19 protein-coding genes are annotated in these 23,381 nt (G+C 70.4%); 10 read left to right on the forward strand and 9 right to left on the reverse strand.

What is annotated here, in order from left to right; translation table 11 throughout:
• Positions 1-124 precede the first annotated feature (124 nt).
• On the reverse strand, positions 125-538 hold the full coding sequence (locus CRP56_RS16765) for an organic hydroperoxide resistance protein (RefSeq protein ID WP_079311838.1): 414 nt from the start codon (positions 536-538) through the stop codon (positions 125-127).
• A gap of 128 nt (positions 539-666) precedes the next feature.
• Between CRP56_RS16765 and CRP56_RS16770 the strand changes: the two genes are divergently transcribed.
• The 4 genes from CRP56_RS16770 (at position 667) to CRP56_RS16785 (ending at position 4,754) form a co-directional block, all read left to right on the forward strand.
• Positions 667-1,128, forward strand: a complete 462-nt coding sequence (locus CRP56_RS16770) for a MarR family winged helix-turn-helix transcriptional regulator (RefSeq protein WP_097264846.1) — start codon at positions 667-669, stop codon at positions 1,126-1,128.
• Positions 1,129-1,197: 69 nt separating this feature from the next.
• Positions 1,198-2,469, forward strand: coding sequence for a glycosyltransferase family 87 protein (locus tag CRP56_RS16775; protein WP_257040805.1), 1,272 nt, complete (start codon positions 1,198-1,200; stop codon positions 2,467-2,469).
• Between the two features lie 43 nt (positions 2,470-2,512).
• Positions 2,513-3,493, forward strand: a complete 981-nt coding sequence (gene galE, locus CRP56_RS16780; protein WP_097264848.1) for a UDP-glucose 4-epimerase GalE — start codon at positions 2,513-2,515, stop codon at positions 3,491-3,493.
• A gap of 184 nt (positions 3,494-3,677) precedes the next feature.
• Positions 3,678-4,754, forward strand: coding sequence for an ADP-ribosylglycohydrolase family protein (locus CRP56_RS16785; protein WP_097264851.1), 1,077 nt, complete (start codon positions 3,678-3,680; stop codon positions 4,752-4,754).
• A gap of 14 nt (positions 4,755-4,768) precedes the next feature.
• On the opposite strand, the gene CRP56_RS16790 is transcribed toward CRP56_RS16785, so the two are convergent.
• Positions 4,769-5,395 (reverse strand): TetR/AcrR family transcriptional regulator, encoded by a 627-nt coding sequence (locus tag CRP56_RS16790; RefSeq protein WP_097274134.1) that lies wholly within the window; start codon positions 5,393-5,395, stop codon positions 4,769-4,771.
• A gap of 249 nt (positions 5,396-5,644) precedes the next feature.
• On the opposite strand from CRP56_RS16790, the gene CRP56_RS16795 reads away from it, so the two are divergent.
• Together CRP56_RS16795 and CRP56_RS16800 are read left to right on the forward strand one after the other, a co-directional pair.
• On the forward strand, positions 5,645-6,574 hold the full coding sequence (locus tag CRP56_RS16795; protein ID WP_097264853.1) for an ABC transporter permease: 930 nt from the start codon (positions 5,645-5,647) through the stop codon (positions 6,572-6,574).
• Positions 6,567-7,424: an ABC transporter ATP-binding protein gene (locus CRP56_RS16800; RefSeq protein ID WP_179851041.1), complete on the forward strand. Its 858-nt coding sequence runs from the start codon at positions 6,567-6,569 to the stop codon at positions 7,422-7,424. The genes CRP56_RS16795 and CRP56_RS16800 overlap by 8 nt, the downstream gene beginning before the upstream one ends.
• Here the strand turns inward: CRP56_RS16800 and CRP56_RS16805 are convergent.
• Both CRP56_RS16805 and CRP56_RS16810 read right to left on the reverse strand, forming a co-directional pair.
• Positions 7,421-7,810, reverse strand: a complete 390-nt coding sequence (locus CRP56_RS16805) for a GtrA family protein (RefSeq protein ID WP_097264855.1) — start codon at positions 7,808-7,810, stop codon at positions 7,421-7,423. The genes CRP56_RS16800 and CRP56_RS16805 overlap by 4 nt on opposite strands.
• A gap of 134 nt (positions 7,811-7,944) precedes the next feature.
• Positions 7,945-12,885, reverse strand: coding sequence for an NAD-glutamate dehydrogenase (locus CRP56_RS16810; RefSeq protein WP_097264857.1), 4,941 nt, complete (start codon positions 12,883-12,885; stop codon positions 7,945-7,947).
• Between the two features lie 496 nt (positions 12,886-13,381).
• Here CRP56_RS16810 and CRP56_RS16815 point away from each other — a divergent pair, with 496 nt between their 5' ends.
• On the forward strand, positions 13,382-13,948 hold the full coding sequence (locus CRP56_RS16815; RefSeq protein ID WP_097264860.1) for a DJ-1/PfpI family protein: 567 nt from the start codon (positions 13,382-13,384) through the stop codon (positions 13,946-13,948).
• Positions 13,949-14,409: 461 nt separating this feature from the next.
• Here CRP56_RS16815 and CRP56_RS16825 read toward each other — a convergent pair whose 3' ends face one another.
• Complete coding sequence (locus tag CRP56_RS16825) at positions 14,410-15,075, reverse strand: HAD family hydrolase (protein WP_097274138.1); 666 nt, start codon at positions 15,073-15,075, stop codon at positions 14,410-14,412.
• Between the two features lie 77 nt (positions 15,076-15,152).
• Positions 15,153-15,668: a DUF6912 family protein gene (locus CRP56_RS16830; RefSeq protein WP_097264862.1), complete on the reverse strand. Its 516-nt coding sequence runs from the start codon at positions 15,666-15,668 to the stop codon at positions 15,153-15,155.
• 366 nt (positions 15,669-16,034) lie between these two features.
• Between CRP56_RS16830 and CRP56_RS16840 the strand changes: the two genes are divergently transcribed.
• Positions 16,035-16,676, forward strand: coding sequence for an Rv3235 family protein (locus tag CRP56_RS16840; RefSeq protein ID WP_097264864.1), 642 nt, complete (start codon positions 16,035-16,037; stop codon positions 16,674-16,676).
• An 85-nt stretch (positions 16,677-16,761) separates the two neighbouring features.
• Here CRP56_RS16840 and secA read toward each other — a convergent pair whose 3' ends face one another.
• A complete protein-coding gene (secA, locus tag CRP56_RS16845; protein WP_097264866.1) occupies positions 16,762-19,602 on the reverse strand; it encodes a preprotein translocase subunit SecA in 2,841 nt (946 codons plus the stop codon).
• A 270-nt stretch (positions 19,603-19,872) separates the two neighbouring features.
• Between secA and CRP56_RS16850 the strand changes: the two genes are divergently transcribed.
• A complete protein-coding gene (locus CRP56_RS16850; protein ID WP_097264869.1) occupies positions 19,873-20,454 on the forward strand; it encodes a GNAT family N-acetyltransferase in 582 nt (193 codons plus the stop codon).
• Positions 20,455-20,506: 52 nt separating this feature from the next.
• The gene (locus tag CRP56_RS16855) at positions 20,507-21,673 is read left to right on the forward strand and encodes a winged helix-turn-helix domain-containing protein (protein ID WP_097264871.1); all 1,167 of its coding nucleotides are present in this window, start codon (positions 20,507-20,509) and stop codon (positions 21,671-21,673) included.
• Here the strand turns inward: CRP56_RS16855 and CRP56_RS16860 are convergent.
• Positions 21,659-22,405 carry a response regulator gene (locus CRP56_RS16860; RefSeq protein WP_059192166.1) on the reverse strand — a complete coding sequence of 249 codons (747 nt, stop codon included), beginning with the start codon at positions 22,403-22,405 and terminating at the stop codon, positions 21,659-21,661. The genes CRP56_RS16855 and CRP56_RS16860 overlap by 15 nt on opposite strands.
• A 202-nt stretch (positions 22,406-22,607) precedes the next feature.
• The gene (gene hpf, locus CRP56_RS16865; protein WP_097264874.1) at positions 22,608-23,300 is read right to left on the reverse strand and encodes a ribosome hibernation-promoting factor, HPF/YfiA family; all 693 of its coding nucleotides are present in this window, start codon (positions 23,298-23,300) and stop codon (positions 22,608-22,610) included.
• Positions 23,301-23,381 lie beyond the last annotated feature (81 nt).

Consider the following 23,381-nt stretch of genomic DNA (forward strand, 5'->3'; position numbering starts at 1 on the left):
CGGCCCACCCCGACCCGGCCGTCCACCTGGCGTCCGGCCGGGCGCCCCGGCCGCTGAGAAAAACGCGCTGAGAAAACGCGAAGGGCCGGTGCGGTCGGCACCGGCCCTCACGCATGCCCGGCGACTACTCGATGACGAGCTCGACCTCGATGTTGCCACGGGTGGCGTTGGAGTACGGGCAGACCTGGTGGGCGGTCTCGACGAGCTTGCGGCCGGTGGCCTCGTCGACGCTGTCGGGCAGCTCGACGCGGAGCGTCACCTGGAGGGCGAAGCCCTCGCCCTGCTTGCCTATGCCGACCTCGGCGGTCACCGCGGCGTCGCTGACGTCGACCTTGGCCTGGCGGCCGACGAGACCGAGGGCGCTGCCGAAGCAGGCGGCGTAGCCAGCGGCGAACAGCTGCTCGGGGTTGGTGCCCTGACCGTTGCCGCCCATCTCCACCGGGATGCTCAGCGGAAGGTCGATCTTGCCGTCGTTGGAGACGGCGCGACCCTCGCGGCCGTGGGTGGCGGTGGCGACAGCGGTGTAGAGCGCGTCCATGAAAAACCAGTCCTCTCGGAGGTCGTGACTCGGTGTTCGCGGCCCGGGGCCGTGAACCGATGACCACAAGTAGAGCACACAATTCAGTTGTGCACAACTAAATTGCCTCCACGGGCTATCCTGGAGACATGACCACGCCCACGAGCGACTGGCTCCGCCTCGACCAGCAGATCTGCTTCTCCCTGAACGCCGCGTCCCGCGCCTTCAACGGCGTCTACCGCGTGATCCTCAAGGACCTGGGGCTCACGTATCCGCAGTACCTGGTGATGCTGGTCCTGTGGGAGCGGGGCGACCTGCCGGTCAAGAAGCTGGGCGAGCACCTGCGCCTCGACTCCGGGACGCTCTCGCCGCTGCTCAAGCGGCTGGAGGCGGCCGGCCTCGTCCGCCGGGAGCGCAGCGCGCGCGACGAGCGGTCGGTGGAGGTGCGGCTCACCGAGGAGGGCACGGCCCTGCGCGAGTCCGCCCTCCAGGTGCCCCGCCGCATCGCCGCCGCGACCGGGTTCGACGTCGACGAGATCCGGACCCTGCGGACCCGGCTGGACGAGCTGACGACGGCACTGGACGCGGCGGCACTGGAGGAGAAGGCCTGAGTGACTCCCGCCCTGTACATGCATGTATGGGCGTGAATGAGGCATTCGCACGGCTTACGATCCGCCGTGATGCGATCCGCCGTGATGAACCACCCCCTGCTCCGGCTCGGCGCCACCTGGCTCGCCACCCGCGCCCTGATGCTGTGGCTGCTCGCCCACGACTCGCTGCCGCTGCTGGGCGGCGGTGGCGTCGCCCGTGAGGTGTGGCGGCTGTACGGCCACTGGTACGGCGTCCTGTCCGCCGGCACCTTCCCCGCGCACGACCCGCTGTGGCAGTACCCGCCGGGCGCGGCCCCGGTCCTGCTGTCCCCGGCCCTCCTGCCCGGCCTGACGTACTTCCGGGCGTTCGTGGCCCTGACACTCCTCGCCGACGCGGCGATCACGTACGCGCTGTCCCGCGCGGGCACGCGTCCGGGGTGCAGTCTGCGCGGCGCGGCCCTGTGGACCGGCGGCCTCCCGCTCCTCCTCCACGTACCGCTCGCCCGCTACGACGTGCAGGTCACCGCCCTGGCCGTCATCGCGCTGTTGACGTTGCCGCGCTCCACGCGTGCGTGCGGCGCGTTCGCGGCGCTGGGCGCGCTGGTGAAGGTGTGGCCGGTGCTGGTGCTGCTGGGCGTGGAGCGGGGCGGAGCGACCCGGTCGGTGTGGCGCTGGGCGGCCCTGACGGGGACGACGGCCCTCACCGTCCTTCTGACGTTCTTCGACAACCCCTTCGCGTTCCTGCGCCAACAGGGCGGCCGGGGCGTGCAGATCGAGTCGCTGGGCGGCACGGCCCTCGGCCTCGCGACCCACGCCGGCTGGCCGGGCACGGTCCGCTACCAGTACGGGGCGCTGGAGTACACGGGCCCGTACGTGCCCCTCGTCGCCCACGCCTCGCTGGCCGCCACGGCGGTCGCCTTCGGCCTCCTGCTGTGGTGGCGGCTGCGGGCGCGGCACCGGACCCCGGCGACCCCCTACGACGCGGCCCTCACGGCCGTACTCCTGTTCACGGTGACCAGCCGGGTGATCAGCCCGCAGTACATGATCTGGCTGCTGGGCCTGGCCGCCGTGTGCCTGACCTCGCGGCACACGGCACAGCGGCCGGTCGCCGCGCTGATCGTGGCGGCGACGGCGGTCAGTGCGGTGGTGTACCCGGTGCTGTACGCCGAGGTGGCGGCGGCGACCTGGACGGGCTGCGCGCTGATGGTCGTCCGCAACGGCCTGCTGGTGTGGGCGGCGGCACTGTCGTACACCCGCCTGTGGCGCACCACGGCCGCCGGACGGGCACCGCTGCCCGCGCCCGCTCGTTCACAGGGCAGGTCCACAGGCGTCTTGGGCGGAGTGCCGCGCCTGGTTGACTGACAACAGCTCCACCATGCTCCACCTGACGAGGGGACGGCCGTACATGACCTGGCTGATCACCGGCGGCGCCGGATACATCGGGGCGCACGTCGTGCGCGCGATGACCGAGGCGGGCGAGCAGACGGTGGTGTACGACGACCTGTCGACGGGGATCGCCGAGCGGGTGCCGGACGGGGTGCCGCTGGTGGTCGGCTCCACGCTGGACGCCGAGCGGGTGGCGCGCGCGCTGACCGACCACGCGATCACCGGGGTCGTGCATCTGGCGGCGAAGAAGCAGGTCGGCGAGTCGGTCGCCCTGCCGCTGCACTACTACCGGGAGAACGTGGAGGGCCTGCGCATCCTGCTGGAGCAGGTCACCGCGGCCGGGGTGCCGTCGTTCGTGTTCTCCTCCTCGGCGGCGGTGTACGGCATGCCGGACGTGGAGCTGGTGACGGAGGAGACGCCGTGCGTGCCCCTGTCGCCGTACGGCGAGACGAAGCTGGCGGGCGAATGGCTGGTCCGCGCGACGGGCCGGGCGACGGGCCTCGCCACCGCCTCCCTGCGCTATTTCAACGTGGCGGGCGCGGCGACCCCTGCCCTCGCCGACACGGGCGTCTTCAACCTCGTCCCGATGGTCTTCGAGAAGCTCACGGAGCACGCGGCCCCGCGCATCTTCGGCGACGACTACCCGACGCCGGACGGCACCTGTGTCCGCGACTACATCCACGTGGTCGACCTGGCCGAGGCCCATGTGGCGGCGGCCCGCGCCCTCAGCTCCGCTCCCGGCCGCGACCTCACCCTCAACATCGGCCGCGGCGAGGGCGTCTCCGTCCGCGAGATGATCGACCACATCAACGCCGTGACGGGACACCATCACCCCCCGACCGTGCACCCGCGCCGCCCCGGCGACCCGGCCCGCGTGGTCGCCTCCGCCGACCGCATCACGACAGAACTCGGCTGGAAGGCCAGACATGACATCCAGGACATGATCACGTCGGCCTGGGAAGGCTGGGTGCGCCTGCACCCGGAGGCGGCCCGCGACTGAGCGCGTCGGGCGGCCTCTCGGCCCGGAGGCGGCCCGCGACTGAGTGCGTCGACCGGCCCCTCGGCCCCAGAGGGGCCCGCGACTGAATGCGGCGGCCGGCCTCTCGGCCCCGACGGCCGGCCTCCCAAGGCCCGGCTTCCAGCCTCCCAGCCCCGGCGGCCCGCCTCCCGGCTAGCCTGCCCGGATGACCGACCCCGGCGAGACCGCCCCCGACCGCGCTCTCGATCACGCCCCGGACCGCACTCCCGATCATGCCCCCGATGGCACCCTCGATCACGCCTCCGACCGCCCTCTCGATCTCGCCCTCGATCCCGCCCTCGACCGCGCCCTTGGCTGCGTCATCGGTTCGGCCGTCGGTGACGCGCTGGGCGCGCCCTTCGAGTTCGGCCCCGAGGGCGCCTTCTCCGCGCGTTTCCCGCGGCCTGGGCACGGGGGCGAGATGTGCGGGGGCGGCGGCTGGGACCCCGGCGAGGCCACGGACGACACGCAGATGGCCGTACTGACAGCGGAGTCGCTGCTGGAGTGCGGCGGCCTCGAACTGCCGGACGTGTTCGACCGGTTCCGGCGCTGGGCGGCGGCGGAGCCGAAGGACATCGGCCTGCAGACCGAGGCCGTGCTGACCAGCGGCGACCCCTGGGACCTGGCCGCCGCCCTGCACTTCCAGACGAACCAACGGGCCGCGGGCAACGGTGCGCTGATGCGCGCGGCCCCCTCCGCCGTCCACTTCGCGCGCCAGGGGCGGGAGGCCACCATGGCCGCCGCCCGCCGGCTCTCCGCCCTCACCCACGGCGACCGCGCCGCCTGGGAGGGCACCGCCGTCCTGCACGAGATGATCCGCGTCGCCCTCACCGGCGCCGACCCGCTGGCCGCGCTCCCGGCCACCCTCGCCGCCGTCCACCCCGACCACCGCGCCCGCTACGCCACCGTCCTCGCCCCCGACTGGCACCCCGACCACGCGACGGAGTTCAACGGCGCCGTCTGGCCCTGCCTCGGCTCGGCCGTGTGGGCCCTGCGCACCACCTCGTCCTACGAGGACGCCGTACGCGCCGCGATCGACCTCGGCGGCGACACGGACACCGTCGCCGCGGTGACCGGGGCCCTGGCGGGAGCCGTGCACGGACTGAGCGCCGTCCCCGCACGCTGGACCGAGGCGCTGCACGTCCCGCTGCCCGGCTCCGGCGGCCGGACCTTGCGCACACCGGACCTGACGGAACTCACCCGGCGGCTGTGGGCCGGCCAGGCACCACCGGCGCAGACCTGAAGCGCCTACAGCGCCTACAACGCCTTGATCGCCGCCGCGGTGGACCGCGCCAGCGCGTCCAGGTAACCCTTCGGGAGCTTCGGGCTGCGGATCACGACCGAGCGCCAGTACAGCGGCCCGGAGATCAAGTCGAGGGCCAGTTCGTCGTCCGGACCCACCCGGACCTCACCGCGCTGCTCCGCCGCCACGATGATCTTGCTGGCGACGCCCTCCTGCCCGTCCCGCAGCGCCTTCTGCACGGCTTCCGCGATCTCGGGATTGCGCGCCGCCTCCGCCTGGAGGTCCGGCAGGATCTGCGAGGCCACGGGGTGCCGCAGCGCCCGGGACGTCAACTCGTACAGCAGTCGCAGATCGCTCTCCAGCGCGCCCGTGTCCGGCGCCGGCAGCCCCTGCACGGCGAGCGCCGAGACCACGTCCAGCACCAGATGCAGCTTGGAACGCCAGCGGCGGTACACCGCCGTCTTGCCCACGCCCGCCCGCCGCGCGATCCCCTCGATGGACATCCGCGCGTAGCCGACCGCCGCGAGCTCCTCGAAGACGGCCGCCCGGATGGCTTCCGTCACATCCTCCCGCAACACGGCCGCCCCGGCGGGGGCCCGGCGGCGCGGACGCGTCTGAGGCTCGTCGGCGTTCGTCGTCATGCCGACCAGCATAGGGCGTTAGGACGATACGGTCCCGTCCCCACGCAACACGTCACGACGAAACGGGACCGTCCCCACGTCAGCCGTCACGACGAAACGGTTGCGTTCCGACGCCCACACGGCCTACGCTCACGTTGCGACGATACGGTGCCGTCCCGACGTAAGAGAACGTGAAGAGTCACGTAAGGAAACGCACGGCGACGACACCCCGTCACCGCACCCCACCCCCCTTGAGCGAAAGCAGCGGATGTGAGCCAGGTCCTCCACACACCGCCCCCGACGGACGCGGCGCCCCCCATGCCCCCCGCCGGCGACCTCGCGGCCCTCGCCGCCCGCCACGGCCTCTCGGTCAGCGGTGCCCGCCCGAGCCTGCCCGAGTACATCCGGCAGCTGTGGGCCAGGCGCCACTTCATCACCGCGTTCTCCACCGCCAAGCTCACCGCCCAGTACAGCCAGGCGAAGCTCGGCCAGATCTGGCAGGTGATGAACCCGCTGCTCAACGCGGCGGTCTACTTCCTCATCTTCGGTGTGCTCCTCGGCACCAAGAAGGGCGTGCCGGACTACGTCCCGTTCCTGGTGACGGGCGTGTTCATCTGGACGTTCACGCAGAGCTCGATCCTGGCGGGCACCCGCGCGATCTCCGGCAACCTCGGCCTGGTGCGCGCCCTGCACTTCCCGCGGGCCGCGCTGCCGATCTCGTTCTGCCTCCAGCAGCTCCAGCAGCTGCTGTTCTCCATGTGCGCCCTGGTCGTGATCCTGCTCTGCTTCGGGGTGCCGGTGGCGGTGTCCTGGGTGCTGGCGGTCCCGGCGCTGGTCCTGCAGTTCGTGTTCAACGCCGGCGTCTCGATGGTCATGGCCCGGCTCGGCGCCAAGACCCCGGACATCGCGCAGCTGATGCCGTTCGTCCTGCGCACCTGGATGTACGTCTCGGGCGTCATGTGGAGCATCGAGCACCTGGCCAGCAAGCACAGCGACTGGCCGTCGTGGGTGGTCCCCGTCCTCCAGGCCAACCCCGCCGCGATCTACATCGACCTGATGCGCTTCGCGCTGATCGACAGCTTCCACTCCAGCCAGCTGCCCGCGCACGTGTGGCTGATCGCGACGGGCTGGGCCCTGCTCGCCGGAGTCGGCGGCTTCATCTACTTCTGGAAGGCTGAGGAGACGTACGGCCGTGGCTGAGAACACCGACGAGAACTCCCCCACCGTCATCGACACGAACGCCCCCACCGTCATCGCCGACAACGTCGACATCGTCTACCGCGTCAACGGCACCGGCGCCGGCAAGGGCTCCGCGACCGCCGCCCTCAACCGGATCATGCGCCGCAAGCAGACCGAGAGGGCGTCCGGCGTCCGCAAGGTGCACGCGGTGAAGAAGGTGTCGTTCGTCGCCTACAAGGGCGAGGCCATCGGGCTCATCGGCACCAACGGCTCCGGCAAGTCGACGCTGCTGAAGGCGGTCGCGGGCCTGCTCCCCGTGGAGAGCGGCGCCATCTACACCGACGGCCAGCCCTCCCTCCTCGGCGTCAACGCGGCCCTGATGGGCGACCTCACCGGCGAGCGCAACGTCTACCTCGGCGGCCTCGCCATGGGCATGTCCCGCGAGCAGATCAAGGAGCGCTACCAGGAGATCGTCGACTTCTCCGGCATCAACGAGAAGGGCGACTTCATCACCCTGCCCATGCGCACGTACTCCTCCGGCATGGGCGCCCGGCTCCGCTTCTCCATCGCCGCCGCCAAGGACCACGACGTCCTCCTCATCGACGAGGCCCTCGCCACCGGCGACCGCTCCTTCCAGAAGCGCTCCGAGCAACGCATCCGCGAGCTGCGCAAGCACGCCGGCACGGTGTTCCTGGTCAGCCACAACAACAAGTCGATCCGCGACACCTGCGACCGGGTGCTGTGGCTGGAGCGCGGCGAACTGCGCATGGACGGACCCACCGAGGACGTCCTGAAGGAGTACGAGGCCTTCACCGGCGACAAGACGACCACGAAGCCCAAGGCCAAGCCGAAGCCCAAGGTCGCCGTCTAGGACCGGCTCAGCGCTTCCTGCGGCACCACCCACGTGCGCCGGAGCAGGAACCGGAAGGCCGAGGCCAGCACGAGGGACACGGCCTTCACGGCGTTCGAACCGAGCGGTCCGTGAAGGCCGAGGCCGTGATAGCCGACGTAGAACAGGCCGCTCTCCATCACCACCCCGATCCCGCGGAAGGCGAAGAACAGGGTGGGCCCCTCAGCGATCCCCGCCGCGCGGTCGCGGTGGGCGAGGAGGCGCAGGCCCAGATAGTTGGTGAACACGGCGACGACGCTCGCGAGCACCGTCGCCACCAGCGCCTGCCGGTCGAGCCCGTGCAACAGCACATTGAAGACGGTGAAATTCACCACGGCACCGCTGCCGCCGACAACCCACACATTCACGACTCAACTCTTAGCGGGAAACGGTAATTCGTGGCCCTTCCCTTTGCCTAAAGCAAGCCAAGAAAAGGGCGCCCCGAGCCAATTGACGGCTCGGGGCGCCCTGTTGCTCGTACCGCACTACGAGCTCGTACGGCCTACGAATGCGTTCGCAGCAGCGTGCGCATGGTCCGCATGGCCACCGACAGGTTGGCGAGGTCGAACGTCTCCGAGCTCTGGATCTCGTCCAGGGTGGTGCGCGCCCGGCCGAGGATCGCCGCGTTCTTCTCCTCCCAGGCCTTGAAGCGCTGCTCGGGAGTGGAGGTGCCGTTGCCCACCGCCAGGATGTCCGCGGTCACGGCCGCGTGGGCCGCGTAGAGGTCCTCGCGGATGGAGGCGCGGGCCATGGACTGCCAGCGGTCCGCGCGGGGCAGCTCGATGATGCGGTCCATGAGCTGCGTGATGTGCAGCCGGTCGGCGAGGTCGTAGTAGACCTCGGCGACGTCCAGCGGCTCCTTGCCGTTGCGGTCCGCCACGGAGACGATGTCGAGCGTGGGGAAGGCGGAGGAGAACCCGGCCACGCGCGTGGCGAGTTCGTCCGGGACGCCGGCGCCCGACAGCTCGTCGTAGATCCGCTGGTACCACTCCAGGTCCGCGCCCTTGAGCAGCTTCGGCAGCTGCGACCACACCTGCTCGACCCGCTCGCTGAAGAACTCGACGGTCTCGGCGAGCTGGAGCGGCTGCGGCCGGTTGTTGAGCAGCCAGCGCGTGCCGCGCTCGACGAGACGGCGCGAGTGCAGCCGGATACGGGTCTGCACGGCGGCCTCGACCCGGTTGTCGAGGGCCTCCACGCCGTCCCACACGGCGGCCGAGCGGAAGATCGCGCGGGCCGCGGTCTGCGCCCGGACGATCTCCTCCAGGGACGCCCCGGTCTCCTCGCGCAGGCGGTGCAGGTACGTCGTACCGCCCGTGTTGACCGTGTCGTTGACGAGGACGGTCGTGATGATCTCGCGGGCCAGCGGGTGGCTGTGCATCTGCTCGGCGAACTGCTCGTGCAGCGCGGTCGGGAAGTACGCGTCGAGCAGGGTGCGCAGATACGGGTCGTCGGGCAGCGAGGTGTGCAGCAGCTCGTCGGAGACCGTGATCTTCGTGTACGCGAGCAGCACGGCCGTCTCCGGGCCGGTCAGGCCCTGGCCGTTGGAGAGGCGCTCGCGGATCTGGCGGTCGGTGGGCAGGAACTCCAGGGCCCGGTCGAGGTGGCCCTCGCGCACCAGGTGCCTCATGAAGCGCTGCTGGGCGTGGAGCATGTCCTTGGACTGGGCGAGCGCGTTGGCGATCGCGGTGTTCTGCGCGTAGTTGTTGCGCAGGACCAGGCGGCCGACCTCGTCGGTCATCTCGGCGAGCAGCTTGTTGCGCTGCTTGACCGTCATGTCGCCCTCGGTGACCAGGCCGTTGAGCAGGATCTTGATGTTCACCTCGTGGTCGGAGGTGTCCACGCCGGCGCTGTTGTCGATGGCATCGGTGTTGATCTTGCCGCCGTGCAGCGCGAACTCGATCCGGCCGAGCTGGGTCAGGCCCAGGTTGCCGCCCTCGCCGACGACCTTGACGCGCAGGTCGGCGCCGTCGACGCGGATCGGGTCGTTGGCCTTGTCGCCGACGTCCGCGTGCGACTCGGCGCTCGACTTCACGTACGTGCCGATGCCGCCGTTCCACAGCAGGTCGACCGGCGCCTTGAGGATCGCCTTCATCAGGTCGGCCGGCGTCATCTTGGAGACCTTGCCCTCGATGCCGAGGGCCTCGCGGATGTGCGCGTTGAGCGGGATGGCCTTGGCGGTCCGCGGGAACACGCCGCCACCGGCCGAGATCAGCTCGGCGTTGTAGTCGGCCCAGCTGGAGCGCGGCAGCTCGAAGACGCGGCGCCGCTCGGCGTAGGAGGTCGCCGCGTCCGGCTTCGGGTCGATGAAGATGTGCCGGTGGTCGAAGGCGGCGACCAGGCGGATGTGCTCGCTGAGCAGCATGCCGTTGCCGAACACGTCACCGGACATGTCACCGATGCCGACGACCGTGAAGTCCTCGGTCTGGGTGTCGACGCCCAGCTCCCGGAAGTGCCGCTTGACGGACTCCCAGGCGCCGCGCGCGGTGATGCCCATGCCCTTGTGGTCGTAACCGGCCGAGCCGCCGGAGGCGAAGGCGTCGCCGAGCCAGAAGTTGTACGACTCCGCGACCCCGTTGGCGATGTCGGAGAAGGTGGCGGTGCCCTTGTCGGCGGCGACGACCAGGTAGGTGTCGTCCTCGTCGTGCCGTACGACGTCGGCGGGCGGGACGACCTCACCGGCGACCATGTTGTCGGTGATGTCGAGCAGCGCCGAGATGAACACCTTGTAGCTGGCGATGCCCTCGGCCAGCCACGCCTCCCGGTCCACGCTCGGGTCGGGCAGCTGCTTGGCGACGAAGCCGCCCTTGGCGCCGACCGGCACGATGACGGTGTTCTTCACCATCTGCGCCTTGACCAGGCCGAGGATCTCGGTCCGGAAGTCCTCACGCCGGTCGGACCAGCGCAGACCGCCGCGCGCGACCTTGCCGAAGCGCAGGTGCACGCCCTCGACGCGCGGGGAGTAGACCCAGATCTCGAACGCCGGGCGCGGCGCGGGCAGGTCGGGGATGGCCTGCGGGTCGAACTTCATGGACACGTACGCGTGCGGCTTGCCGCCCGCCGCCTCCTGGAAGAAGTTCGTGCGCAGTGTCGCCTTGATGACGGTGAGGAAGGAGCGCAGGATGCGGTCCTCGTCGAGCGAGGCGACCTGGTCGAGCGCCGCGTCGACCTCCTCCAGCAGCGCGTCCACGATCTCGTGCCCGGCGCGCTGCCGGTCCGGCGACATCCGCGCCTCGAACAGGGAGACGAGCAGCCGGGTGGTGTGGACGTTGTTGCGGAGGGTGTCCTCCATGTAGTCCTGCGAGAACGTCGAGCCCGCCTGGCGCAGGTACTTGGCGTACGCCCGCAGCACCATCGCCTGCCGCCAGCCGAGGCCCGCGCTCAGCACGAGGGCGTTGAAGCCGTCGTTCTCCGCCTTGCCCGTCCAGGTCGCGGCGAAGGCCTCCTGGAAGCGCTCACGGCCGTCGTCACCCAGGTAGTCCCCGGCACCGTTCTGTGACTTGGGCATGCGCAGACCGAAGTCGTAGATCCACGCGGTCGTACGGTCCGAGCAGCGCAGTTCGTACGGCCGCTCGTCGGTGACCTCGACGCCGAGGCGGCTGAGCACCGGCAGGACGGCGGACAGGGAGACCGCCTCGCCCTTGCGGTAGATCTTGAAGCGGCGCTCCTCGGGCGCCGAGCCGACCGGCTCGTACAGGCTCAGGGCGAAGTCGTTGTCCTCGCCGAGCTGCTCCAGGTGGCACAGGTCGGCGACGGCCGCGCGCGGGGTGTGGTCGGCCTTGTAGCCCTCGGGGAAGGCGCTGCCGTAGCGGCGCAGCAGTTCGGCGGCGCGCTCCTCGCCCAGCTCGCCGGTGAGCGCCTCGGCGAACCCGTCGGCCCAGGAGCGGGCGGCCTCGACGAGGCGGGCCTCGATGCGCTCCTTGTCGCTGTCGCTGAGCTCGGGCAGCTCGGTGCCCTGCGGGACGCGGACCACGAAGTGCAGCCGGGACAGGATCGACTCGGTGTTCCAGGCGGTGAAGTCGACGCTGATGCCGCCGAGCTCCTCCTTCAGGATGTCGATGATCCGCAGCCGGACGCCGGTGGTGTACCGGTCGCGGGGCAGGTAGACGAGGGCCGAGTAGTAGCGGCCGTACTCGTCCTGGCGCAGGTACAGCCGCAGCCGGCGCCGCTCCTGGAGGTAGAGGACGCTGGTGACGATGGACTGGAGCTCGTCGGCCGGGGTCTGGAAGAGCTCGTCGCGCGGGTAGGTCTCCAGGATCTGGAGCAGGTCGCGCCCGTCGTGGCTGTTGGGCGAGAACCCGGCGCGCTGGAGCACCTCGTCCACCTTGCGGCGGATGACGGGGACCCGGCGCACGGACTCGGTGTAGGCGGCGGACGAGAACAGCCCGAGGAAGCGCCGCTCCCCGACGACGTTGCCCTCCGCGTCGAACTTCTTCACCCCGATGTAGTCGAGGTACGACGGCCGGTGCACGGTCGCGCGGCTGTTGGCCTTGGTCAGCACCAGCAGCCGGTGCTCGCGGGCCTTGGCCCGGGCGTCGGCGGGCAGCCGCTCGAAGGAGGGGCTGACGGGGTGGCTCTCGTCCTCGGCGTGATGCGGGTCGGAGCGCAGGATGCCGAGGCCGGTGCCGGGCACGGCGGCGAGGGAGTCGTCCTCGCGGAGCTGGTACTCGCGGTACCCGAGGAAGGTGAAGTGGTCGGCGGCCAGCCAGCGCAGCAGCTCGCGGGCCTCGTCGACCTCCTGCTCGGGCAGGTCCCCGGCGGTGGGCTCGGCGGGCAGCTCCTCGGCCATCCGCAGCGCCGCGTCCCGCATCTTCTCCCAGTCCTCGACCGTCTCACGGACGTCCGAGAGCACCCGCAGCAGATCGGCGGTGATCTGCTTGAGGTCGGCGCGGTCGGTCTCGCGGTCGATCTCCACATGGATCCACGACTCGGTGTGCGCGTCGTGCGGAAGCTCGCTGCGGTCGTCGGCGGGGCGCTTCGGGAGCACCTCGATGAGCTGTCCGGTCAGATCGCGCCGGACGACGACCTGCGGGTGGATGACGACATGGATGCCGCGTCCCTGCCGGGTCAGCTCGTTGGTGACCGAGTCGACGAGGAAGGGCATGTCGTCGGTGACGACCTCGACGATCGAATGGCTGCACGCCCAGCCGTTCTCCTCCACCGTGGGCGTGAGGACCCGCACATTGGCCGTGCCCTGTGGCCGGTTCTCGGCCAGCCGGTAATGCGAAAGGGCGGCTCCGAAGACATCGACCGGGTCGCGGTCGGTGAGGTCCTCCGGGGCGGTGTGCAGGTAGTAGCGCTGGAGGAACGCGAGCACGGATTCCCGGTCGGGGGTGCCCTTGTCCGTCGTCCCGGTCGGTAGGCGCCCCCCGACCGGGCTGTTCTCAGCTACCCGGGCAGCCCTCTCGAGCAGCTCGGCCTTGGCTTCGTCCAGCTTGGTCTGCATTGTCCTCTGGCTCCTGTCGCGCGCCGTTGCGTGACGTAGAAGGAAGTACGGTCTCTTCCCTCTGCGGCTCTACGCCACGGCCCGGGGTGTCCGGTCCGCTCCGACGCTATGCCGCGAGGTGAGATGGGCGGAGTGATATCAGCCAATGTCGACGCCTTCGAAAGGTGTGACGCTGATCTCTGGGAGGCCCTGTCATGAGGTGTGCGCGGCGCCCTGGAGGGTTCCGCACCTCCGTCCCGCCCGCGCGGACCAGCGACTGACGCCCGGACACGGATGTCGTCCGTGCTCACCGGGCGCAGGGCAGGGGCGACAGTGCCCCCGCGAACTATCGCGCTGATCACGCCACCAAGGCTATCGCTCCTTACAGGGGCCCCGTCATGAGCCGTATGTGTACAAAACCAGGGCCCGAACTTTGACGTTCTGCACAGTGCCGGAACAGTCCCCGTACAGTCCCCGACCTCTTGCCAAGTGCTTGTTTCGGATGCAGGTTGCCGATATGACAGCCAAAATCCTGATCGTCACCGGCGACGTTGCGGAGTCACTGGAGGTCCTGTACCCCTACCAGCGGCTCCGCGAGGAGGGCTACGACGTCCACATCGCGGCCCCGACCCGCAAGAAGCTGCAGTTCGTCGTCCATGACTTCGAACCCGGCTTCGACACCTACACCGAGAAGCCCGGCTACACCTGGCCGGCCGACCTCGCCTTCGCCGACGTCGACCCAGGCGAGTACGTCGCGGTCGTCATCCCCGGCGGCCGGGCCCCGGAGTACCTCCGCAACGACCCGGAACTCCGCAAGATCCTGAAGTCCTTCTTCGACGCCGACAAGCCGGTCGCCCAGATCTGCCACGGCCCCCTCCTCACGGCCGCGATCGACGGCCTCCGCGGCCGCCGCGTCACGGCGTACCCGGCCCTGGAACCCGACATGCAGTCGGCGGGCGCCACCTTCCAGGACACGGAGGCGGTCGTCGACGGCACGCTGGTGTCCTCGAGGGCCTGGCCGGACCACTCGGCGTGGATGCGGGAGTTCTTGACGGTACTGCGGGCCAAGGCACCGGTGACGTAGGCGGGGCGGGCGGTCGCGGGGCGCCGCCGCGGTAGCTACGGGCAGTCACTGGCAACGGCGGCCGCGGTAGCTGCGGGCAGCCGCCCTCTGCGCTGCCCCAGCTGCGGGCAGCCATGCCGCAAGGGCGGCGCCCACCCGGCAGCGACAGCCGCCGCCCTCTGACGTAGCCGGGCTCATGCCGCCGACGCAGCGCCCACCCCGCACCGGCAGCCGCCCCCTGCGCTGCCCCAGCTGCGGGCAGCCATGCCGCAAGGGCACCGCCCACCCGACAGCGACAGCCGCCCTCTGCGCTGCCCCAGCTGCGGGCAGTCGTGCCGCTGGGGCGGCACGGGTGGGCGCAGCGGCACCCCGCCAGCGCGGGCAAGCGAAGACCCCGCGACGGCAACACCTACGCCGGGCAACCCATCAGCACGCGCCCCGCATCAAGCCGCCCATCAGCCCACGCCCCGCATCACGTCACGTCACGCAGCTATTCGCTCCGCCTCCGCAACAGCCTCGGCCAAGGTGTCCACAACCGGTACACCAACCTCCTCCAGGCTGGCCCGCCCGTGCGACCCCCCGGTGTACAGAACGGCCCGCGCCCCCACATGCAACGCCGCCACCGCATCATCGGCAGCGTCCCCGATCACCACCGTACGAGCCGGATCGACCCCGACAAGCGCCGCGACATGCCGCTCCATGTGCTCCACCTTGCTCCCCCCGGACGGCCCGACCCGCCCGTCCACCCGCACGAAGTGCGCCTCGATCCCGAACCCCCGCACCAACGGCACCAGCTCCTCATGCCCGTACATGCTGAGGATCGACTGACTGCGCCCGGCCGACCGCCACCCCGCGAGCAGCTCCGCCGCCCCCACCGCAAGCCCGCACCCCACCCGGTGCTCGCTGTAGTACCGATGGAAGGTCTCGTCCATGACCAGCCACTCGGCCTCGGTGGGCAACCGCCCCATCAACCGCTCGTAGAACTTCGGCACCGGCACGCAGTACAGCGCCCGGTACTGCTCCATCGTGATCGGCGCGAGCCCCAGCTCCGCGAACGCCGCGTTCGTCGCCCCGATGATCGCGTCATTGTCGTGGAACAGCGTCCCGTTCCAGTCCCAGACGATGTGCGCGCCCCTGTGCTTCCCCATGCCAAAAAAGTACCCGCCCCCACTGACAATCAAGAGACCCGCAGCTCAAAGGGCACGGCCGGCACGCACCAGCAGCCTCAGCCGCCCAGCCCGACCAGCTGGGGAATCTCCTGCGTGGCGTACCAGAGCAGATCGTGGTCCTCGGTCCCGTCCACGACGAACTGCGCGTCGTCGTCCCCGGCGTCCGCCGCCGCCAGCGCCTCCGCCCCCGCGGCCACGTCCGCCTCCGCGTCATCCGCGTCGACATGCACCGCGGCCGCCTTGGCCAGCGCCACGCCCCCGGCGACCCGCACCTCACCGAGCGCCGCCGGATCGAGCCCCCGGTCGGGATCGGCGACCGCCGCACCGTCGGGCACGTCGACCGCGACCACGACCCGGCGCCGTACCGCGTCGGCGTCCGCCGCCAGCAGCCGCAGCGAGGCGAGCGCGGCCCGGTTCAGCGCCGCGTACTCGAGTTCCTCGATGTCGTCGGAGAGGTACCACTCGCGCAACGCGGGCGTCACGGCGTAGGCGACGAGCGGGTCGGGCCCCAACTCGCCCGTCTTGTACGCCTCGGCGAGACCGGAGAGGGTCAGGGGGACGTAGACGCGCATGGTTGCCGCTTTCGTGGTCGGACAGCGTGGACGAAGGCTCCGCGGAGGCTCCCGGCAGAGCGGTGACGACCTCCCGAAGAGCCTTCAGGATACGTGCGGGCGTCCCCTTTCGAGTCCCTGCCCGGCCCCTCGGAGGCGTCCACCCCCGTCCGGAAACTCACCCGGGGCGCCCCCGCGACCACGGGCTTCCGGCACCGCGAATCACCCGGATAAGCGAACATCCCGCACCCTCGCCGCACCCTCCGCGCTTCCTTGCCGCCGTCGCCCTCGACCCCGTACAAGATCCTCAACCGCCGAAGTTACCGCCCGGTACGCGGCGCGGCGCATCACACCGCATCGCACCGGGCTCCACGAACGGGGATCTCCATGAACAAGGTCATGACCAGGTCGCAGCTCCGCCCGGGCACCCGCCCGCCGAGCCGCCGCGACTCCCGCCGCCCCGGCGGCACCCCGCCCCGCACCCCGGTCGGCGGAACGCCCCGCACCACCCCCGACGACGGCCGTCCGCCGGGCTCCCCGAACGGCACCACCCGCACCAGGCCCGCGGACAACCGCCCACCGGCACCCCCAAGCCCGGCCACGCCCCGCGGAGCCACGACCCTCCGCCCAGGCCCCCGCACCGCCTCCGCCCCCACCACACCCCGGCCCGCCGTCCCCCAGCTCCACCCCACCGACCACATCGCCGAACTGCTCGTACTGGTCCTCAGCGGCCAGCGCCCCGTCCACTCGATGCTCCGGCACACCGTCGGCCGCGCCTACGACGAACTCGCCGAGCTCGCCGAACGCGGCCCTCTCCGGGCCCGCGGCACCCGCCCTGTGGTCCGCGACATCGGCTACTACGTCCCGCACCCCGGCGCCTTCGAGGCCTTCGCCCGCATCGGCGCCGGCGACCAGCTGCGCGCCATGGCCTTCCGCGTGGAACTCGGCCGGGACCGCCGCTGGCGCTGCACCGCGGTGGAACTGGGCGGCCCCCGCGACCCCCGCGACCACCGCACGGACGACCACTGACACCCCCGGTACGCCGAAGGGCCGGGCCACCCCAGGTGACCCGGCCCTTCAATCCGCTACGGCGTCGCAGACACCGTCACTTCCGTCACTTCTTGCGACGACGCCCACCACGCGACTGCTTGCGCCGCTCCGCGCGCGTGAGGCCGTCCGCCTCGGAACGCACCGGCTCGTCGTCGTCGGCGAACTCGCCCTCGACGACACCGCCCTCGCCGTCCACGGTCGGCGCGGAGAAGTGCAGATCCCGGCGCTGCGGGGCGTCGAGGCCCTTGGCGCGGATCTCCGGGCGGGCGCCCGCCTGCGCCGGCACCGCGTCCTGCTTGTCCAGGGACGGCTTCTCGTCCTCGACGGGGACCTCCTCGACCTGCTGCTCGACCTGGACCTCCAGGTTGAACAGGTAGCCGACGGACTCCTCCTTGATGCCCTCCATCATGGCGGTGAACATGTCGAAGCCCTCGCGCTGGTACTCGACCAGCGGGTCCTTCTGCGCCATCGCGCGCAGGCCGATGCCCTCCTGGAGGTAGTCCATCTCGTAGAGGTGCTCGCGCCACTTGCGGTCCAGGACCGACAGCACGACCCGGCGCTCCAGCTCACGCATGATCTCGGAGCCGAGCTGCGCCTCACGGGCCTCGTACTGCTCGTGGATGTCGTCCTTGATGGACTCGGAGATGAAGTCGGCGGTCAGGCCCGCGCGGTCGCCGGCCGCGTCCTCCAGCTCCTCGATGGTGATCTTCACCGGGTAGAGCTGCTTGAAGGCGCCCCACAGCCGGTCGAGGTCCCAGTCCTCCGCGAAGCCCTCGGCGGTCTCGGCGGCGATGTACGCGTCGATGGTGTCGTCCATGAAGTGCTGGATCTGCTCGTGCAGGTCCTCGCCCTCCAGGACGCGGCGACGCTCGCCGTAGATGACCTCGCGCTGGCGGTTGAGGACCTCGTCGTACTTCAGGACGTTCTTGCGCGTCTCGAAGTTCTGCTGCTCGACCTGCGACTGGGCGGACGCGATCGCGCGCGTGACCATCTTGTTCTCGATCGGCACGTCGTCCGGCACGTTGGCCATGGACATCACGCGCTCGACCATCTGGGCCTTGAACAGGCGCATCAGGTCGTCACCGAGGGACAGGTAGAAGCGGGACTCGCCCGGGTCGCCCTGACGGCCGGAACGACCGCGCAGCTGGTTGTCGATACGACGCGACTCGTGCCGCTCGGTGCCCAGCACGTAGAGGCCGCCGAGCTCCTCGACCTCTTCCTTCTCGGCCTTCACGGCGAGCTCGGCACGCTCCAGGGCGGCCGGCAGGGCCTGCGCCCACTCCTCGATGTGCTCCTCGGGGTCGAGGCCGCGCTGCCGCAGCTCCGCCTCGGCGAGGTCCTCGGGGTTGCCGCCGAGCTTGATGTCGGTACCACGGCCGGCCATGTTGGTGGCCACGGTCACGGCGCCCTTGCGGCCGGCCTGGGCGACGATGATCGCCTCTCGGTCGTGCTGCTTGGCGTTCAGCACTTCGTGCTGGACGCCGCGCTTGCTGAGCTGCTGCGAGAGGTACTCGGACTTCTCGACCGACGTCGTGCCGACGAGGATCGGCTGGCCCTTCTCGTGCTTCTCGACGATGTCGTCGACGACCGCCTCGAACTTCGCGACCTCGGTGCGGTAGATCAGGTCCGACTGGTCCTTGCGGATCATCGGCTTGTTGGTCGGGATCGGGACGACGCCGAGCTTGTAGATCTGGTGGAACTCGGCGGCCTCGGTCATCGCCGTACCGGTCATGCCGCACAGACCGGGCTGTTCCTTGCCGTCGTGGTCCTGGCGCTTGTAGAGGCGGAAGAAGTTCTGCAGGGTGATCGTGGCGAGCGTCTGGTTCTCGTCCTTGATGTCCACCCCTTCCTTCGCCTCGATCGCCTGGTGCATGCCCTCGTTGTAGCGGCGGCCGGCGAGGATACGGCCGGTGTGCTCGTCGACGATCATGACTTCGCCGTCCATGACGACGTAGTCCTTGTCCTTCTTGAAGAGCTCCTTGGCCTTGATGGCGTTGTTCAGGTAGCCCACCAGAGGCGTGTTCACCGACTCGTAGAGGTTGTCGATGCCCAGCCAGTCCTCGACCTTGGCGACACCGGCCTCGTGGATGGCGACGGTGCGCTTCTTCTCGTCGACCTCGTAGTCGCCGGTCTCCTCGACGCCCTTGAGGGGGTTGCCGGCCTCGCCCTTCTTCAGGCGGGTGACCAGCTTGGCGAAGTCGCCGTACCACTTGGTGGCCTGGTCGGCCGGGCCGGAGATGATCAGCGGCGTACGGGCCTCGTCGACCAGGATGGAGTCGACCTCGTCGACGATGGCGAAGTTGTGGCCGCGCTGGACGAGCTCGTCCTTGGCCCACGCCATGTTGTCGCGCAGGTAGTCGAAGCCGAACTCGTTGTTCGTGCCGTACGTGATGTCGCAGGCGTACTGCTCGCGGCGCTGGGCGGGCGTCATGTTGGCGAGGATGCAGCCGACTTCCAGGCCCAGGAACTTGTGGACGCGGCCCATCATCTCGGAGTCGCGCTCGGCCAGGTAGTCGTTGACCGTGATCAGGTGAACGCCCTTGCCGGACAGCGCGTTGAGATAAGCGGGCAGGGTGCCGACGAGGGTCTTGCCCTCACCGGTCTTCATCTCGGCGACATAGCCGAGGTGGAGGGCGGCGCCGCCCATGATCTGCACGTCGTAGTGGCGCTGGCCGAGGACGCGCTTGGCGGCCTCGCGCACGGTGGCGAACGCCTCGGGCAGCAGGTCGTCCAGGCTCTCGCCGTCGGTGTAGCGCTGCTTGTACTCATCGGTCAGGGCTCGCAGCTCGGCGTCGGAGAGGTCGACGAAGTCCTCTTCGATGGAGTTGACCTGGTCCGCGATGCGGTGCAGCTTGCGCAGGATCTTGCCTTCGCCTGCACGCATGATCTTCGAGAGGACGGACACGGGGGTTGGTCTCCTTGCCGGTCGGGCCTGGGACGGTCGGTTTCCATTTGACTTGACTGAGCAACGGCCATCGTAAGCGAGGACATGGCCACGCCGGGAGCCTGCCGGGGACGCCGACCGTCCACTGCTTCAAATCTCCGTCAAAGGGGACAACGGCCGGGGGGCGAGGATGGTGCCGCGTTCCGCCGACGAAATGCGCGAAAGGTGATCGCGCGCTCACACACCGCGAAAAGATGGCGCTTGTCGTGAATCCCCGAGCAGAATCGGCCGATGGAACCCGTCACGCTCAGCACCGGCCGCCTTGTGATGCGCACGGTCGGCCCACCGGACACCGACACCGTGTACGCGGCCGCCCAGGATCCCGACATCCAGCGCTGGACCACCATCCCCTCGCCCTATCTGCGCGAGCACGCCGAGAGCTTCACGGCCCAACTCGTCCCCGACGGCTGGGCGAACGGCTCCATGTTCACGTGGGGTCTCTTCCTCCCCGAAGGGGAGGAGCTGGTGGGCATGCTCGGGCTGTCCATGCGCTCCATGAGCGCGGCCGAAGTCGGCTTCTGGGGCACGAAGGAGCACCGCGGCAACGGCTACGTCACCGAGGCCGTCCTCGCCGCGTCCCGCTGGGCCTTCACCCAGCTGTCCATCGACCGCGTGGAGTGGCGCGCGGAGGTCGGCAACCGCCCCTCGCGCGCGGTGGCGGAACGCTGCGGCTTCACCGTCGAGGGCGTCCTGCGCTCCGGGCTCGTGCACCAGGGCGTACGCCGGGACTGCTGGGTGGGTTCCCTGCTCCCGTCGGACCTGGGGCTGCCGTCGACGGCGCCGTATCTGCCGGCGCGCGTGGAGCTCTCGTAGTGATCGCGCAGCTCAGGCCCCGTTGTCAGTGCCACCGCCTATCGTCCCCCTCATGACGAGCCCGCGTCCCTCGACCGAACTGACCGCCGACGAAGCCCGCCGCATCGCCCTGCGCGCCCAGGGCTTCCTCGGCACCCCCGACCGCCGGGCCGGTGTCCGCGGCGTCCTGCGCCACCTCGGCGCGGTCCAGCTCGACACCATCTCGGTCCTCGCCCGCTCCCACGAGCTCATCCCGTACGCCCGCCTGGGAGCGGTCGGCCGCAAGACCGTCGAGAACGCCTACTGGACCGAGACCCACGCCTTCGAGTACTGGTCCCACGCGGCCTGCATCCTCCCCATCGAGGAGTGGCCGCACTTCGCGTTCCGCCGCCGCGCCTACCGCGACCGCCCGCACTGGCACCACGACCTCCCCGAGGGCACCTACGAACAGGTCATCAAGCAGCTCCGCGCCGAAGGCCCCCTCACGGCCACGGAACTCGGCGGCGCGAAGAAGACCAGCGAGTGGTGGGACTGGTCGGGCACCAAGGTCGCCGTCGAGCGCGCGCTCATGTACGGCGAGGTCGTCTGTGTGGAGCGCCGTGGCTGGAAGCGGGTGTACGACCTCGCGGAGCGTGCCGTCCCGCAGGCGCTGCTCCATGACGAGCTGGACGACGCCGAGTGCCTGCGCCGTCTGGTCCGCCTCGCCGGTCAGTCCCTCGGTGTCGGCACCCGCGCGGACATCGCCGACTACCACCGCCTCAAGGCCGAGCAGGTCGACGCGGTGATCGCCGACTCGGGCCTGGTCCCGGTGACGGTCGAGGGCTGGGGCAAGCCCGCCTGGGCCGACCCGGAGGCCCTGGCGACCCCGCCGCGCGGCCGCCACCGTACGACGCTGCTGTCGCCGTTCGACTCCCTGATCTGGGAACGGGCGCGCACGGAGCGGATCTTCGGCTTCACCCACCGCCTGGAGGCCTACGTCCCCAAGCCGAAGCGGGTCTACGGCTACTTCGCGATGCCGGTCCTGGCCGGCGGCCGTCTCGTCGGCCGCGTGGACCCCGCGCGGGAGGGCCGCACCCTGGTGGCCCGGCAGGTCACGCTGGACGGCCCGAAGGCGGTCCCGGCGGTCGCCCAGGCGCTGGTCGAGGCGGCGAGCTGGGTGGACTGCACGGACGTACGCGTGGAGCGGGTGGACGCGCCCGAACTGCGCGCGCCCCTGACCAAGGCGCTAGCGGATCTCTAGGATCTTCTCCCGCATCGCATAGACGACGGCCTCCATCCTGGAGTGCAGCTGAAGCTTCTCCAGGATGTTGCGCACGTGGTTCTTCACGGTGTTCTCGGAGATGAACAACTCCTTGGCGATATCCCGGTTGTTCATTCCGGTGGCGACGAGTTTGAGGACTTCCAGCTCACGGTCGGTGAGCCGCGGCGCGGGTACGAGCCGCCGCTCGTCCGTCCGCTGGATCATCGACTTGAACTCGGTGAGCAGCTTCGACGCCATGGACGGGCTGATCTGCGACTGTCCGTCGGCGACCGCGCGAATGGCGGTGGCCACCTCGTCGGTGGAGATCTCCTTGAGGAGATAACCGGTCGCGCCGGCCTTGATCGCCTCGTAGAGGTCGGCCTCCTCGTCGCTGATCGTCAACATGATGATCTTCGCGCTGGGGGCCACCTCCTTGATGGAGGTGCAGGCCTCGATACCGCCCCGCTTGGGCATCCGTACGTCCATCAGGACGATGTCGGGCAGCAGGTCGGCGGCCTTGTCGACGGCCTCGGCGCCGTCGCCCGCCTCGCCCACGACCTGGATGTCCTCCTCGGCCGCGAGCACGATCTCCAGGCCGCGCCGAAAGAGGGCATGGTCGTCCACGACCAGGACTCGGATCGGCTCCTTGCGTGGTGAGCCGGTGTCCGGGCCCAAGTCGGTGACGCCGTCGCCGGCATCTCCGTCCTGCATCGGTCCGAAGCTGTCCGCCATCGTTCCTCCCCCTGAAGGCTGTGGCTGGTCCTGTGCCATCGCCAACCCAAGGCAACGGCCCAGCGGTTGGGCCGGTGCGGCCATGATTTCATGCCCGGACGGCACCGCGGTGACCGAGCGGGGCGCGAAGTGGTCGCACACCGGTGCCCCTGGGGGCGCACACGCGCTCCAGGGGCACCGGCTCAGCCGTCAGGCCGGACGGTCAGCCACCCAGCGTGCCACCGGCCGCGGGGGGCTGCGCCTGGGCGACCATGGGGTCCGTGCTGAGGTGGATGACGCCGTAGTCGTAGGCGTGCCGTCGGTAGACGACACTCGGTTCCTTGGTCTCGGAGTCGACGAACAGATAGAAGTCGTGCCCGACCAGCTCCATCTCGTACAGAGCCTGGTCGAGGGTCATCGGGGAGGCGACGTGGGTCTTCTCGCGGACGACGAGGGGGCCTTCGCCCTTCACTTCCAGCGAGCCGATCTTCTTGGTGGGGATGCCGTCCGGCTCTTCGTCATGGACGGGGACGCCGTTGCCGTTGAGGGTGGCCGCGCCCGGGACGTGGTCGGCGACCTCGGCTGCCGAGATCCGGCGCGCGCCGCGGCGCGAGTAACGCTTGTCGTGCTGCTTGCGCAGGCGGGCGTCCAGCTTTTCCGCCGCCAGGTCCAGCGCCGCGTACGGATCGCTTGCCGCCGCCTCCGCCCGGATCACCGGACCGCGGGAGCGGAGCGTGATCTCCACTCGGTCACAGCGGTCGGCTTGTCGGGGGTTGGGCTCCTTGGACACCTCGACGTCGAGGCTGATCACCTTGCCGTCGAGCTTCTGGATCTTCTCCAGCTTCAGCTTCTCGGCCACGTGCTTGCGGAACCGCTCGGGCACCTCGGTCTTGCGGCCCTTGACGACGATGTCCACGCAGAACTCCGTTCCCGGATCGCTCCGCTACGACGGCGGAGCATCTCCCTTTTGCACCAGGCTCCGGTGAGTCCCGGAACC

This window comes from Streptomyces sp. TLI_55 (genome assembly GCF_900206255.1).
GTDB classification, from domain to species: domain Bacteria; phylum Actinomycetota; class Actinomycetes; order Streptomycetales; family Streptomycetaceae; genus Streptomyces; species Streptomyces aquilus.

What these genes read in the sequence shown, in the direction of transcription:
- CRP56_RS16765 (WP_079311838.1), bottom strand. Translation starts at nt 538, where the DNA reads ATGGACGCGCTCTACACCGCTGTCGCCACCGCCACCCACGGCCGCGAG.
- CRP56_RS16770 (WP_097264846.1), top strand. Translation starts at nt 667, where the DNA reads ATGACCACGCCCACGAGCGACTGGCTCCGCCTCGACCAGCAGATCTGC.
- CRP56_RS16775 (WP_257040805.1), top strand. Translation starts at nt 1,198, where the DNA reads ATGCGATCCGCCGTGATGAACCACCCCCTGCTCCGGCTCGGCGCCACC.
- galE (WP_097264848.1), top strand. Translation starts at nt 2,513, where the DNA reads ATGACCTGGCTGATCACCGGCGGCGCCGGATACATCGGGGCGCACGTC.
- CRP56_RS16785 (WP_097264851.1), top strand. Translation starts at nt 3,678, where the DNA reads ATGACCGACCCCGGCGAGACCGCCCCCGACCGCGCTCTCGATCACGCC.
- CRP56_RS16790 (WP_097274134.1), bottom strand. Translation starts at nt 5,395, where the DNA reads ATGACGACGAACGCCGACGAGCCTCAGACGCGTCCGCGCCGCCGGGCC.
- CRP56_RS16810 (WP_097264857.1), bottom strand. Translation starts at nt 12,885, where the DNA reads ATGCAGACCAAGCTGGACGAAGCCAAGGCCGAGCTGCTCGAGAGGGCT.
- CRP56_RS16815 (WP_097264860.1), top strand. Translation starts at nt 13,382, where the DNA reads ATGACAGCCAAAATCCTGATCGTCACCGGCGACGTTGCGGAGTCACTG.
- CRP56_RS16825 (WP_097274138.1), bottom strand. Translation starts at nt 15,075, where the DNA reads ATGGGGAAGCACAGGGGCGCGCACATCGTCTGGGACTGGAACGGGACG.
- CRP56_RS16830 (WP_097264862.1), bottom strand. Translation starts at nt 15,668, where the DNA reads ATGCGCGTCTACGTCCCCCTGACCCTCTCCGGTCTCGCCGAGGCGTAC.
- CRP56_RS16840 (WP_097264864.1), top strand. Translation starts at nt 16,035, where the DNA reads ATGAACAAGGTCATGACCAGGTCGCAGCTCCGCCCGGGCACCCGCCCG.
- CRP56_RS16850 (WP_097264869.1), top strand. Translation starts at nt 19,873, where the DNA reads ATGGAACCCGTCACGCTCAGCACCGGCCGCCTTGTGATGCGCACGGTC.
- CRP56_RS16855 (WP_097264871.1), top strand. Translation starts at nt 20,507, where the DNA reads ATGACGAGCCCGCGTCCCTCGACCGAACTGACCGCCGACGAAGCCCGC.
- CRP56_RS16860 (WP_059192166.1), bottom strand. Translation starts at nt 22,405, where the DNA reads ATGGCGGACAGCTTCGGACCGATGCAGGACGGAGATGCCGGCGACGGC.